At 67.9% G+C, this 13118-nt stretch carries 11 protein-coding genes; 3 read left to right on the top strand and 8 right to left on the bottom strand.

Translation table 11 applies throughout. From position 1 onward, the window contains the following. Positions 1-10 precede the first annotated feature (10 nt). Entirely contained in the window at positions 11-1486 is a 1476-nt protein-coding gene (locus tag ACOFKW_RS04890; RefSeq protein ID WP_419816230.1) for an NAD-dependent succinate-semialdehyde dehydrogenase, read from the top strand. A 48-nt stretch (positions 1487-1534) separates the two neighbouring features. Here the strand turns inward: ACOFKW_RS04890 and ACOFKW_RS04885 are convergent, their stop codons facing one another. Both ACOFKW_RS04885 and ACOFKW_RS04880 read right to left on the bottom strand, forming a co-directional pair. Further along, complete coding sequence (locus ACOFKW_RS04885) at positions 1535-2677, bottom strand: fumarylacetoacetate hydrolase family protein (protein ID WP_419816229.1); 1143 nt, start codon at positions 2675-2677, stop codon at positions 1535-1537. A 70-nt stretch (positions 2678-2747) separates the two neighbouring features. After that, positions 2748-3524: a GntR family transcriptional regulator gene (locus tag ACOFKW_RS04880; protein WP_419816228.1), complete on the bottom strand. Its 777-nt coding sequence runs from the start codon at positions 3522-3524 to the stop codon at positions 2748-2750. A 244-nt stretch (positions 3525-3768) separates the two neighbouring features. Between ACOFKW_RS04880 and ACOFKW_RS04875 the strand changes: the two genes are divergently transcribed. Both ACOFKW_RS04875 and ACOFKW_RS04870 read left to right on the top strand, forming a co-directional pair. After that, positions 3769-4938: a CaiB/BaiF CoA transferase family protein gene (locus tag ACOFKW_RS04875; protein ID WP_419816227.1), complete on the top strand. Its 1170-nt coding sequence runs from the start codon at positions 3769-3771 to the stop codon at positions 4936-4938. Then, the gene (locus ACOFKW_RS04870) at positions 4935-5717 is read left to right on the top strand and encodes an enoyl-CoA hydratase (protein ID WP_419816226.1); all 783 of its coding nucleotides are present in this window, start codon (positions 4935-4937) and stop codon (positions 5715-5717) included. Before ACOFKW_RS04875 ends, ACOFKW_RS04870 begins: the two co-directional genes overlap by 4 nt. 83 nt (positions 5718-5800) lie before the next feature. Here the strand turns inward: ACOFKW_RS04870 and ACOFKW_RS04865 are convergent, their stop codons facing one another. The 6 genes from ACOFKW_RS04865 to rpe form a co-directional block, all read right to left on the bottom strand. Beyond that, the gene (locus ACOFKW_RS04865; RefSeq protein ID WP_419816225.1) at positions 5801-7108 is read right to left on the bottom strand and encodes an MFS transporter; all 1308 of its coding nucleotides are present in this window, start codon (positions 7106-7108) and stop codon (positions 5801-5803) included. Further along, a complete protein-coding gene (locus tag ACOFKW_RS04860) occupies positions 7105-8484 on the bottom strand; it encodes an amidohydrolase family protein (protein ID WP_419816224.1) in 1380 nt (459 codons plus the stop codon). The genes ACOFKW_RS04865 and ACOFKW_RS04860 overlap by 4 nt, the downstream gene beginning before the upstream one ends. A gap of 148 nt (positions 8485-8632) precedes the next feature. Then, positions 8633-8830, bottom strand: a complete 198-nt coding sequence (locus tag ACOFKW_RS04855; protein WP_419816223.1) for a hypothetical protein — start codon at positions 8828-8830, stop codon at positions 8633-8635. A 119-nt stretch (positions 8831-8949) separates the two neighbouring features. After that, on the bottom strand, positions 8950-10542 hold the full coding sequence (purH, locus tag ACOFKW_RS04850) for a bifunctional phosphoribosylaminoimidazolecarboxamide formyltransferase/IMP cyclohydrolase (RefSeq protein ID WP_419816222.1): 1593 nt from the start codon (positions 10540-10542) through the stop codon (positions 8950-8952). 57 nt (positions 10543-10599) lie between these two features. After that, positions 10600-12366: a heparinase II/III family protein gene (locus ACOFKW_RS04845; protein ID WP_419816221.1), complete on the bottom strand. Its 1767-nt coding sequence runs from the start codon at positions 12364-12366 to the stop codon at positions 10600-10602. Continuing rightward, positions 12363-13025 carry a ribulose-phosphate 3-epimerase gene (gene rpe / locus ACOFKW_RS04840; RefSeq protein ID WP_419816220.1) on the bottom strand — a complete coding sequence of 221 codons (663 nt, stop codon included), beginning with the start codon at positions 13023-13025 and terminating at the stop codon, positions 12363-12365. Before rpe ends, ACOFKW_RS04845 begins: the two co-directional genes overlap by 4 nt. Between the last annotated feature and the right edge of the window lie 93 nt (positions 13026-13118).

The following is a 13118-nucleotide window of genomic DNA, read 5'->3' as shown; positions in this document are numbered from 1 at the left end:
GAGGATCAAAATGACCAACGCCGACCAAAGCCTCGCCGCCGCGCTGCCGATCCCCAACCTTCAGCTCGGGCTGTTCATCGGCGGCCAATGGCGCGACGGCTCGAACGGCGAGCGTATCGACGTCATCGACCCATCGACCGGCAAGCTGCTCGCCACCATCGCCGACGCGACCGAGGCGGATGCGATGGCGGCAATCGACGCGGCCCAGGCTGCGGCTCCGGCATGGGCAGCGACACCGCCCCGCGCTCGTGCCGAGATCCTGCGCCGCACCTATGAGATCATGGTCGAGCGCGCCGACGCGCTGGCGCTGCTGATCTCGATGGAGAACGGCAAGGCGCTGTCCGACGCCAAGGGCGAAGTGATGTACGCCGCCGAATTCTACCGTTGGTACGGCGAGGAGGCGGTCCGCCTGCTCGGCGAATTCGGTCGTGCGCCCGCCGGTGCCAACCACATGATCGTCCAGCACCAGCCGGTCGGCATTTCACTGCTGGTGACGCCGTGGAATTTCCCTGCCGCGATGGCGACCCGCAAGATCGGACCGGCGCTGGCGGCGGGTTGCACCGTCATCCTGAAGCCCGCGATCGAGACGCCGCTGACCGCCCTGGCGATTGCCGCGATCATGGCCGAGGCCGGGGTTCCCGACGGCGTCGTCAACATCATCACGCCGCGCTCGGCGGGCGACATCGTCTCCAAGATCCTGCACGACCCGCGCGTCCGGAAGCTGTCGTTCACCGGTTCGACCCAGGTCGGCCGTATCCTGCTCCGCGAGGCTGCCGACAACATTGTCAACTGCTCGATGGAACTGGGTGGCAACGCCGCCTTCATCGTGCTCGACGATGCCGACCTGGATGCTGCGATCGAGGGCGCGATGATCGCCAAGATGCGCAACGGCGGCGAAGCCTGCACGGCTGCCAACCGCTTCTACATCCAGCGCGGCATCCATGACGCCTTCGTCGCCAAGCTGTCTGAGCGCATGCGCGCCGTCCGCCTCGACAATGGTGCGCTGGCGGATACGCAGTGCGGCCCGATGATCAACGAAAAGGCCGTCGCCAAGATCGAAAGCCTGGTCGGTGACGCCGTCCAGCGCGGCGCTAAGATCGTCGTCGGCGGCAAGCGCCCCGACCGCCCCGGCTATTTTTACGAGCCGACGGTCATGACCGGCGTCGTTGCCGGCAGTTCGATCAATGCCGAGGAGGTCTTTGGCCCGGTCGCGGCGGTCACCGTGTTCGACACCATCGACGAGGTCGTCGCCCTTGCCAACGACACCGAATATGGCCTCGCCAGCTACGTCTACACCCAGGATTTCCGCGCCGGCCTGCAGCTGTCGAGCCGGCTGGAGTGCGGCATGGTCGGCCTCAACCGAGGCTTGGTTTCCGATCCCGCAGCGCCGTTCGGCGGCGTCAAGCAGAGCGGCATCGGTCGCGAGGGTGGCCATCACGGCATGCTCGAATTCACCGAGATGCAGTACATCGCCGCCAGCTGGTAATCGCGCCGCCGCCGGTCCCATCGACCGGCGGCGAGCCCGACTTTCCGATCAGTTCGACAGCAGCCCGCGTCCGGCGAGGTTGCGCATCAGCCCGGCGATTCCGGTCGTCCACGGCGGCGCGACCTTCGACGTCGTTACCCGGTTGACCAGCCGCCCCAGCTTGGGGCTCGAGATCGTCACCGTATCGCCGACCTTGTGCGTGAAGCCACGGCCCGGCACGTCGCGGTCCTGGACCGGTGCGAACAGCGTGCCGAGGAACAGCACGAAGCCGTCCGGATACTGATGCTCGCTCATCGCCTGGCGGACGAGCTCCTCCGGGTCGCGGCTGATCTGGTCCATCGAACTGGCGCCGGTCAGCTGGTAGCCGTCCTCCCCCTCGATCAGCAAGTCGACCACGGCGCTGCGGACGTCGTCCATCGTGTAGCTGTCGTCGAACAGCCGGATGAACGGGCCGATCCCGCACGATGCGTTATTGTCCTTGGCCTTGCCGAGCAGCAGTGCCGACCGGCCCTCGAAATCGCGCAGGTTGACGTCGTTGCCGAGCGTCGCGCCGACCGGGACACCATCGGGGTCGGCGACGATGACGATCTCGGGCTCCGGGTTGTTCCAGGTCGAGTCCGACCGGATGCCGATGTCGGCGCCCCAGCCGATCGTCGACAGCACCGGTGCCTTGGTGAAGATCTCGGCATCGGGGCCGATCGCCACTTCCAGATATTGCGACCACATGCCCTCGTCGATCAGCGCCTGCTTGAGCTTTGCGGCTTCGTCGGAGCCCGGGCTGACCATGCGGATGTCGCCGCTGATCCGTGACTCCAGCCCGGTGCGGACGGCCAGCGCAGCATCGGCATCGCCGCGAGCCCGCTCCTCGATGACCCGCTCGATCGCCGACACCGCAAAGGTGACGCCCGCGGCCTTGACGCATTGCAGGTCGACCGGGCTCAGGATGCGCCAGCCGCCGTCACCGCCGACGGTCAGGCCCAGTGACTCCAGATCGCCCAGCGCCGTGCCGCCCTCATAGGCGCGCAGCCGCACCAGCTCGGACACCGTCGGCGCGACACGCGACATGTCGTAGACGATGCCGCCGGCGACCAGCACCGGGATCGGGCCCGCGCCATTGTCGATGCGGCCCAGGTAGCGTCCGGCCTTCCAGTCGCCGCCCGGCATCGATGCCAGCGTCAGCAGGTCATTCATCGGATATTCCTTTGCTGGGCAGTCAACGGCGCGGACCCAGTGATGGGCTCGCCCGTCCTGCGATCATGGATCAGCGCCTGGATTTGGTGGCGCGACGGCTTTCCGGCATCCGCGCCCGCGGGTCACGCGAGACGCGTGGCGTGATGCGGGTGGAAGCGCGTTCGATGCGAACCTGCGACCGTTCGAGATGGGTCCGCATCGCCGCTTCTGCGGCCACCGGGTCGCGGGCGAGCAGCGCCTGGAGGATCTTGGCGTGCTCCTCGGCGGCTTCCTGCGGCGCGTTGGTGTTGAACAGGAAACGGAAGATATGCAGGTGCATGTGCAGCCGCTCGATCGTCTCGGCGATCAGCGAATTGCCGCTGCCGGTCGCGACCAGGCTGTGGAGGATGGCATCCGCCTCGGCAAAGCGGGCATAGGCGACGCCGCTCTCCGACTGGATGCGCGCCGTCTCCTCCTCCATCATCGCGAGGCTGGCCAGGACCTCCTCGCTCATCGATTCAGCGGCACGCGCGGCGGCATAGGGCTCGATCAGCAGGCGCAGGACGTACAGGTCATTGACCTCGGCCGGGGTCATCTGCGGACTGGCATGATAGCCGACGTTGGGGATCTTGATGACGAGGTTCTCGGCCTCCAGCCGGCTCAGCGCCTCGCGGATCGGCGTCTGCGAGATGCCGAGCTTGCGGGCCACCGAGTCGATGCCGATGCGCGTGCCGGGCGCGATCTCCATCGACACCAGCATCGACAGCAGATGCTCGTGCGCCCATTCGACCAAGGTCGGCACCGGCGGCGGGCGACCCGAGGTATAGCCCGTCACGGTTGGCGCCTGCGTCGCGGGTATCTCGTCCATTGGTCTGCCCGCTCACGAAAACTACGATCCAGCTTCTATAGTATATGATCTAGGGGTCAATCTGACGGACAAATGATGTCAAGGTGGCGCAGGATCGACACGGGTTTCGTTGTCCTTTGCCGACGCCGGTGCTACCAGCAAAATCATATACAATATGATTACGGTACTTGGGGATCATCATGGCGCCGACATTGCAGCTACGCTCGACCGAGGGTCCCAGCGCCCAGCATGAGGCAGCAATCGCATGAGCAATCTACCGCTGGCGGGCATCCGCGTCCTCGACATCTCCCAGGTCATGGCCGGGCCGTTCTGCTGCATGCTGCTCGCCGACATGGGCGCCGACGTGATCAAGGTCGAGCCGCCCAAGCTGGGTGATTCGACGCGCCACTCGATGGGCTTTCGCCTCAAGGGCGAGGACAGCCCGGGCTTCCTGGCGCTCAACCGCAACAAGCGCAGCATCGCGCTGGACCTCAAGTCGCCGGCCGATCGCGATGTGCTGTATGCGCTGGTCAAGACCGCCGATGTCGTCGTCGAGAACGCCCGCCCCGGCGTCGCCGACCGCCTCGGCATGGGTTACGAGACGCTCAAGGCGATTAATCCGCGGCTGGTCTATGCCAGCATCTCCGGGTTCGGACAGACGGGGCCGTGGTCGCAGCGGCCGGGCTTCGACCTGATCGCCCAAGCGATGTCGGGCGTGCTGAGCTCGAACGGCTTTCCGGGCATGGAGCCTGCCAAGAATTCGATCGCGGTCGCCGACCTCGGCGCCGGTCTGTTCTCGGTCTACGGCATCCTCAGCGCCATCATCGGTCGCGACAAGAGCGGCGAGGGCCAGTACGTTGACGCCTCGCTACTCGAAGCCGCGCTCGGCCTGTCGATCTGGGAAAGCACCGAGTTCTGGGGCACCGGCAAGTCGCCGACCCCGATCGGTTCGGCCAACCGCATGTCGGCGCCGTACCAGGCGGTCGCGGCGTCGGACGGCTGGTTCGTCATCGGCGCGGCCAACCAGGGCCTGTGGAGCACATTTATCGGTGTCCTCGATCGCCGCGAACTCCAGGACGATCCACGCTATTCGACCAACGCCGCCCGCGTCGCCAACCGGCTGGAACTGATCCAGGACCTCGCGCCGACCTTCATCACCCGCACCAAGCAGGAGTGGATCGACGCGCTGCTCGCCGCCGGCGTCCCGGCCGCGCCTATCCTCGACTATGGCGAGGCGTTGTCGAGCGAGCAGGCAGTGGCGCGCAACATGGTGCTCGACGTGCCGCATCCGGTCGAGGGCAGCTTCCGCGCCCTCGGCTTCCCGGTGAAGATGAGCGGCACGCCGCAGGAAATCCGCCTGCCGCCGCCGCTCCTCAACGAGCACGCCGACGAAATCCGGCGCGAGCTGATCGACAAGGGGTTCCTGGCAGAATGAGCGGCCCACAGCTGATCGTCGAGCGCGACGGGCCGATCGCCCGCGTCATCTTCAGCAACCCGGCGGCGCATAACGCGCTGACCCACCAGATGTGGCTCGACCTGCGCGACGCCTGCGAGGGGTTTGCGGTCGACCGAAGCGTTCGTGTCGTCACTTTCCGCGGCGTCGGCGGCAAGGCGTTCATCTCGGGCACCGACATCAGCGGTTTCGCCGACTTCAAAACCGGTGACGACGGCCTCGAGTACGAGCGCGAGATCGACACCTGCATGGCCTCGATCGACGCCTTGCCGATGACGACGATCGCCATCGTCGAAGGCTGGGCGGTCGGCGGCGGGCTCAACATCTCCTCGGCCTGCGACTTCCGCATCGCCACGCCGAACTCGCGCTTCGGCTCGCCGATCGGGCGGACGCTGGGCAATTGCCTGTCGATCAGCAGCACCGCGCGCATTGCTGGCGCGATCGGCGTGCAGACCGCCAAGCGCATGGTCCTGCTCGGCGAAATGATCGCTGCGCCCGAAATGCTGGCCAACGGCTTCCTGCTCAAGGTCGTGACGGCCGAGGAGATCGACGCCGTTGCCGCCGAACTGTGCCAGCGCGCCGCGGAGAACGCCCCGCTGACGACGCGGACGACCAAGGAAGCCGCCCGCCGGCTGACCTTTGGCAATCTGCCGAACATCGAACCGCTGATCGAAGCGGTCTATGGCAGCGCCGACTTCCACCGCGGCGTCGCCAACTTCCTGGCCAAGACCAAGACGACGCCGACCTGGACCGGCGACTGACGCCACGGACAGCGGACGAAAAAAAGGGGCGGTGGCTGCGCAGCCACCGCCCCTTTTATTTGCCGGTCGCCCAGCCGCGAAGCTCAGCTATCGATCTTGTACAGTCGCCGCGACGCATCGATGGTGAAGCACAGCATCGCCGCGACCAGTGCCAGGCCGGCGATGATCCCGAATGCCGCCCCCCAGCCGCTGACCGAGACGACATAGGCGGTCAGCGCGATGGCGATCGCCGCGCCGACGTTGCCCAGCGTGTTCATCACCGCCGACACCGAGCCGGCGAACTCGCCGCCGATGTCGAGGGTCACGGCCCATGACACGCCGACCGTCAGTTCCAGCCCGAACACCGCGACGCAGAACCAGGCGATGCTGACCATCGGGTCTGCCGCCGAGGCCGCCAGCGTTACCGCGATGCCGGCCAGCGTGAAGCCGACGACCGAGACGATGCGACGCGAGAACTTCAGATTTCCGGTGCGCTTGAGCAGCAGGTCCGAGGTCAGGCCGCCGAGGATGTCGCCGAACAGCCCCGCGAGCAGCGGCAGGCTGGCGTAAATGCCCATCTGCTGCAGGTCGAGGCCGCGCGCCGCGTTGAGGTATTTCGGAAACCAGCTGAGGAAGACGCCGATGTCATAGCCGTAGCAGAAGTACATGCCCGACAGCAGCCAGGTCTGCGGATTGCGCAGGATCTGGCCCCACGGCACCTTGCGACGACCCTTGGCGAAGGTCCCGAGTGCCGCGGTGATGATCTCGCGCTCGCCCTCGTTGACCGAGGCATGCTCGTACGGTGTGTTGCGATAGAAGCGGTACCACAGCACGGCCCAGACGATGCCGACCACCGCGAAGATCAGGAACGGTGCCCGCCAGCTGTACATGGCGATCAGCGCGACCACCATCACCGGGGTCAGCGCGCCGCCGAGCCGTGAACCGGCGTGGGTGACGCCCTGTGACATGCCGCGCTCGGCGGGTAGCATCCAGCGCGACAGGGCGCGGTTGGCGATCGGGAAGGCGCCCGCCTCGCCCATGCCGATCAGGAACAGGCAGATCGCCATCGAGGTGGCGCTCCAGGTGAACGAGGTCAGCGCAGTGAAGGTCGACCACCAGATCACCACGCCGGTCATCGCCAGGCGCGGCCCGATGCGGTCGCCGAGCCAGCCGCCCGGAATCTGGAAGGCGGCATAGGCGATCTGGTACGAGAACAGCACCCAGCCCATCGTGATCGTCGTGAAGCCGAACTCCTTCTCGATCGAAGGTACCGAAGCGGACAGCAGGACGCGGTCGATATAGGTGATGAAATAGGCGGCGACGACGAAGGCCAGCACCTTGTAGCGCGCCCGGCTCGGCTTGACGCCGCCGGTCGGGAACAAGGAGGATAATGGTGCCGGGGAGAGGCTCACCGCGCCTTACCGCAGGCGGCTACGGCACGGCCGGCGCAGGTCTGCCAGATCGTCGGCATCGGCTCGCCGGCGATCAGCACCTCGTTGATGCTGCGGGTATTGCGGATGTCCTTGGTCGGGTCGCGGTCCAGCACCAGCAGGTCGGCCCACTTCCCGGTGGTAATGCTGCCGATGTCCTTGGCGCCCATGAACTCGGCGTTGGCGCTGGTCGCGGCGGTCAGCGCCTGCAGCGGGGTGATGCCCGCCTTGACCATCAGCTCCAGCTCCCAATGCGCGAAATAGCCGGGGAAACGGGCGGTGGGGCCGGTGTCGGTGCCCATGCCGTAACGCACGCCGCCTTTGACCTGGCGCGAGAAGTTCGACATCGCGGTCTGGAAGACCTTGGGAAACTGCGAGAACAGCGGTCCGGACCGCAGCCGCTGGCGGCGCGCCGGATCCTTCAGCGCGGTGATCACCGATGGCTCGACGCCGCGCGAGAAGAATGGATCGTCGACGAACGGCAGCAGGTCATAGGTGAACGAGGCTTCGCGGCTCAAGGTCGCCGCCATCTGCCAGGTGTTGCCGGCCTTCATCGCGTTGACCAGCGCGGCATCGACCGGGGCATCGCGGATTTCGTGGCTGAAACCGTTGGCGCCTTCGCGGACCAGTTCGCGCGCGTTGGCGATGTAGAAGACGTGCGCGACCGCCTTGCGGCCATCCTTGTGCGCTTCGTCGATGACCGCGGAGCTGACGGCCGGGGGCATCCTGACGGGAACCGTGCCGAACTCGTCGTCGACCCACAGCTTGACGACATCCGCGCCCTTGCGGACCTCGGTATCGACCATGGCGCGCGCCTCTGCCGGCGTCGAGACGAAGGCGTCTAGGCCGGCGACACCGCCGTACGAGCCCTTGAACACGAGGCCGCGCCCGGCGGTGAAGATCCGCGTCGCCTTGGCGGGGGCGGAGCGCTGCTCCTTGACGATGTCGAAGATCAGATTGTCGTCGGTGCCGAGCGCCTGGACGGTGGTGACGCCATAGGCCGCAAAGGTCGCCAGCTGGCTCTCGATGTTGGCGCGGTTATAGCTCTTCCTGAAATCCTGGGCGATGCCCTGGACCATCGCAAGGTGGACGTGGTTGTCGATCAGCCCGGGCATGACGAACTTGCCGGCCAGGTCCTGGACCTTGGCGCCGGCCGGAACCTTGACTGCGGAAGCCGCTCCGACCCAGCTGATCCGGCCGTCGGTAACGATCATCGCGGCATTGCGGACGGGTGCGTGACCCAGGCCGTCGATCAGCGTGAAGTGGTTCAGGACCAGCGTCTTGGCCGCGACCGGTGCGGCAATCCCCCCAAGGAATACACTCAAAGCCAGACCGAAGCCGGTCGCGAAGCGTGTCATGTACATGCCGTTCCCTATGACATTGAGACCGATCAGCTTGATTTGATATTATATATGATCGGTCACAAAGCTTTAGGGAGGCTTCCGAAACAGGTCAAGCCGCGCCCGCCGGCCACGACCGGCGGCAAGGGGCGTGGCGGCTCGGCGACTAGATCCGCTCGAGTACCGCGAACCCCTCGCGGCCCAGGTCCACCCGCATCACCGAAACTTCGCCGAGCATGAAGTTCGCCAGGCTCTCGATCCGTGCACCGGCGATGCGGCACATGGTGGCGTACAGCGTCTGCCCGTCGGTTTCGAAGCTCCGGTCCAACTGTCGGTCCAGACGGTACACATCGACTTGTATCATGTTGAAATCCCCCGATCCCACGCTGCAGTGCAGCGCAAGACCAGTCGAGCATGAAGCAGGCCGGTCCGCAAGTGCAACAGCGGCGAAACAATCCGCCGGTGTGGCACGGCGGCGACGCGTCAATGCTTGAAGTGGCGCATTCCGGTGAACACCATCGCCAGTCCGCGCGCATCGGCGGCAGCGATCACCTCCTCGTCGCGGATCGATCCGCCGGGCTGGATGATCGCCGTCGCACCGGCCTCTGCCGCCGCGATCAGCCCGTCGGCGAACGGGAAGAAGGCGTCGGACGCGACCGCGCTGCCGATGGTCCGGACCTCGGGCCAGCCTGCGGCCTGGGCCGCATCCTTCGCCTTCCATGCAGCGACGCGCGTCGAATCCAGGCGGCTCATCTGGCCGGCGCCGATGCCGGCGGTGCTGCCGTCCTTGGCATAGACGATGGCATTCGACTTGACGTGCCGCGCGACGGTCCAGGCGAAGATCATGTCGGCCAGCTCGGCTTCGGTCGGGCTGCGCTGCGTAACGGTGCGCAGTTCGGCCTCGGTGACCTGGCCGTTGTCGCGGGTCTGGACGAGGAAGCCACCGGCGATCTGGCGGATGGTCAGGCCGGCGCGACGCGGGTCGGGCAAGTCGCCGGTGAGCAGTAGGCGCAGGTTCTTCTTGCCGGCGAACACCGCCCGCGCCGCGTCATCGGCGCCGGGCGCGATCACGACTTCGGTGAAGATCGCCGCGATCGCCTGCGCCGTCGCCTCGTCGAGCGGGCGATTGACCGCGACGATGCCGCCGAACGCCGAGACCGGATCGCAGGCCAGCGCCGCAGCATAGGCCTGCTCCAGCGTCGCGGCTTGGGCAACGCCGCACGGATTGGCGTGCTTGATGATCGCGCAGGCCGGCGCGCCGTCGCGGAACTCGGCGATCAGCTCCAGCGCGCCGTCGGCGTCGTTGAGGTTGTTGTAGCTGAGCTCCTTGCCCTGCAACTGCTCGGCCTGGCCGATGCCGCGGACGTGCGGACCCGCAGGCAGGTAGAAGGCCGCCGCCTGGTGCGGATTTTCGCCGTAGCGCAGGGTGTTGCCGCGCTTCAGCACGACCGGCAGGGTTTCCGGGAACTGCTCGCCCTGGTCGACCGAGGCGAACCAGTTGGCGATCATGCCGTCATAGGTCGCGGTCTGGGCAAAGGTGCGCGCGGCCAGCCGGCGCCGGGTCGCCAGCGTCGTCGCGCCGTTATTGGCGTCGAGTTCGGCGATCAGCGCGGCATAGTCCGCGGGGTCGGTGACGCAGGCGACATGGCCGTGGTTCTTCGCCGCCGAGCGCAGCATCGCCGGGCCGCCGATGTCGATGTTCTCGATGATCTCGTCGCGCGGGCGCTGCGCCGCGACGGTCGCTTCGAACGGGTAGAGGTTGACCACCAGCAGGTCGATCGGCGCGATGCCATGCTGCGCCATCGACGCGGCGTGGCCGGGATCGTCGCGCAGCGCCAGCAGGCCGCCGTGGATCGTCGGGTGCAGGGTCTTGACCCGCCCGTCCATCATCTCGGGAAAGCCGGTGTGGTCGGCGACCTCGGTGACCGTCAGCCCGGCCTCGCGCAGCGACCGCGCCGTGCCGCCGGTCGACAGCAGCTCGACGCCGTGGCGGGCGAGCGCCTGGCCAAGGTCGACCAGCCCGGCCTTGTCGCTGACCGACAGCAGGGCGCGGGTGACTTTGATCTGATCGGGCATGGCGGCAGTCCTGTCGGGCGAGGTTTGCGGCCCTTTAGGACGTTTGGCGCGATTTCGCTACTTGCCGGCGCGCTTGAACGACCAGGCGATCTCGGCATCGGCCGGGGCGCCGATCACCAGCTGCTGCGTGGCGCGCGGCCGGCCATCGGGATCGATCCACAGGCTGGCCTCGACTGACAGCGTGCCGCCGCGTCCGCGGAACTGCCATACCTTGCCGTCGGGCAGGCGGAGCAGCGCGCCGAGGCCATCGGCGGTCGGCACCGGCTCGACGCCGACGCCGAGGTGAAAGCGCACTGCGATACTACCGCTGCGCAGCCGCCGCCCGGCGACCGGCTCCAGCACGTCCTCGCCGCGCAGGTCGAGGCCGTCGGGCGACAGGAACAGCCGGCGGCGATGCAGGACGCCGTGCCGCCGCACATAACCGTCGTGCGACAGGTCGAGCCAGATCCCCTCCTCGCTCTCCTGCCGGTTGGCGACGACTTCCTCGACGCCGCGTCCGAGCGCGAAATCGGGGCGGATGCGCGTCGAGTTGATATCGTCGAGCACCAGCGTCGAATGCGCCGCCGTCGTCCGCAATCCGGCAACAAGTTCCGGCGACAAGGGGCGCGCCAGCCCGGTCGTGCCGCCGCAATTGACCACCAGCCGCTGCGTCCCGTCGGACATCTCGAACGCCAGCGTCCCGGCATGGGCACCGGGCGCGACGCGCGCGACCGGCGGCGGCCCGGCATCGGCGACGACGATGGTCTTGCCGGCGGCCATGCGGTGATAGCCCGACTGGGCGCCGTGCCGGGCCGGGCGGACGCCCGCACCGCCCAGCGAGATCGCCCGGGCAAGTCGGGCGGCGTCGATGCCGGCGCTGCCGTGCCAGGCGCCGGGCAGGCCGTCGCCCATGGTGACGCCCTTCAGCGCCGGGACCAGCCTCGCGACACCCGCGCCGATGCCGACCGGCAGTTGTAGCTCGCGGGCCCGGTACACCGCCTCGACCAGCAGCAGCAGTTCGAGCAGCGCCAGCTGGTCCCGCGGCGCCCGGGTGACGATGCCGCCATCGGCCAGCAGCACCGCGTCGATCGCGTCGGCCAAGGCGGCCTCGCCGCGCGCCAGCCGGGACTCGCCACCGGGGATCAGCAGTCCCGCGGCGACCAGGCCGGCCAGCGCCTGGATGCGGCCGATGCCGTCCGGCAGCTTTTGCGCCGCACGGTCGAGGTGCCGGGCCCAGCGTGCCATCGCGTTGAGGACCGCGGACCGATAGACATGGTCGGCCGACGACAGGATGTACGGGGCATAGGCCGACCAGAACAGCAGCCGCAGCCCAAGCAGGTCGGCGCGCCAGCCTGCCGCGTCGAAATCGGCATGCGCCGCCAGCCAGCGCGCCACCAGCGGCTCGGCCACCTTGGCGCCCTGCGCGCGCGGCGCAGCGGCGGCAAGGTCACGCAGCCAGCCAAAGCCTTGCGCCCAGTCCCGCCACGCCTGCGGTGCGCTGCGGTCGTCGAAATCGAGCGTCGCGGTGGCGGGGCTATGCCCGGCATGCGGCAGCTGCCCGCCGAGGATGCGCTCGCCGATCGCGGCATTGCCGGCGATCGGGTCGGCGGGCACTGCGAGCAAACGTAGCGGATAGCGACCGCGCAGGCGCATCCGGTGCAGCGGCGTGCGGTAAGTCAGGTGGCGCAGCCCGGCGCTGAACTTCTCGGTCAGCGACAGCCCACGGTCGCCGTCGACACGCAGCAGTCGTTGGTTGGCGGCAGCGACCGGGGCGCTTCCAGCAGATGCGAAATCGGCCAAAGAGCCCTCGGCAAAAGCCCTGGGTTCGTTGGCCGGCTTGCTCATGCGCCCCGCAGCCCGGCGATGTTGCTGGCGTAGGCGGTCGATCCGCCGCGGAAGGTGGCGGTCCCGGCGACCAGCACGTCCGCGCCGGCCGAGATCGCAGCGACGGCGGTGACCGGGTCGATGCCGCCGTCGACTTCGAGGTCGATGGTGCGCCCGGTCGCGTCGATCATCTTGCGGATCGAGGCGATCTTGCGGAGCTGGCTGTCGATGAAGCTCTGCCCGCCGAAGCCCGGGTTGACGCTCATCACCAGCACGAGGTCGACGAGGTCGAGGACATAATCCAGCGCCTTGGCGGGTGTCGCCGGGTTGAGCGACACGCCGGCCTTCTTGCCCAGCGCCTTGATCCGCTGCAGGCTGCGGTGGAGGTGCGGCCCGGCCTCCGGGTGGACGGTGATGATGTCGGCCCCGGCCTCGGCAAAGGCGTCGAGGAAGCCGTCGACCGGCGAGATCATCAAATGGACGTCGAAAGGCAGCGTCGTGTGCGGGCGCAGCGCCTTTACCACCAACGGTCCGATGGTGAGGTTGGGCACGAAGTGACCGTCCATCACGTCGATGTGGATATAGTCGGCACCCGCTGCCTCGAGCGCCCGGATCTCGTCGCCGAGGCGAGCGAAATCGGCGCTCAGGATAGACGGGGCGATGCGTATCGGCTGCTGCATGGCCCTGTCTAGCAGGCCAGCGACTCGCCCGAAAGCGTCATCCGCTGTCCCGAAACGAAAAGCTGGCGGGCGCCGCGCTTCCCGGTCGCGCCT

The sequence above is a fragment of the Glacieibacterium sp. genome (assembly GCF_965200405.1).
GTDB lineage: Bacteria > Pseudomonadota > Alphaproteobacteria > Sphingomonadales > Sphingomonadaceae > Glacieibacterium.
This window is presented reverse-complemented; position numbering and strand designations above follow the sequence as displayed.

Coding starts and splice junctions, on each gene's coding strand:
- ACOFKW_RS04890 (WP_419816230.1), top strand. CDS start 11: ATGACCAACGCCGACCAAAGCCTCGCCGCCGCGCTGCCGATCCCCAAC.
- ACOFKW_RS04880 (WP_419816228.1), bottom strand. CDS start 3,524: ATGGACGAGATACCCGCGACGCAGGCGCCAACCGTGACGGGCTATACC.
- ACOFKW_RS04885 (WP_419816229.1), bottom strand. CDS start 2,677: ATGAATGACCTGCTGACGCTGGCATCGATGCCGGGCGGCGACTGGAAG.
- rpe (WP_419816220.1), bottom strand. CDS start 13,025: ATGCAGCAGCCGATACGCATCGCCCCGTCTATCCTGAGCGCCGATTTC.
- ACOFKW_RS04870 (WP_419816226.1), top strand. CDS start 4,935: ATGAGCGGCCCACAGCTGATCGTCGAGCGCGACGGGCCGATCGCCCGC.
- ACOFKW_RS04860 (WP_419816224.1), bottom strand. CDS start 8,484: ATGACACGCTTCGCGACCGGCTTCGGTCTGGCTTTGAGTGTATTCCTT.
- ACOFKW_RS04845 (WP_419816221.1), bottom strand. CDS start 12,366: ATGAGCAAGCCGGCCAACGAACCCAGGGCTTTTGCCGAGGGCTCTTTG.
- purH (WP_419816222.1), bottom strand. CDS start 10,542: ATGCCCGATCAGATCAAAGTCACCCGCGCCCTGCTGTCGGTCAGCGAC.
- ACOFKW_RS04875 (WP_419816227.1), top strand. CDS start 3,769: ATGAGCAATCTACCGCTGGCGGGCATCCGCGTCCTCGACATCTCCCAG.
- ACOFKW_RS04855 (WP_419816223.1), bottom strand. CDS start 8,830: ATGATACAAGTCGATGTGTACCGTCTGGACCGACAGTTGGACCGGAGC.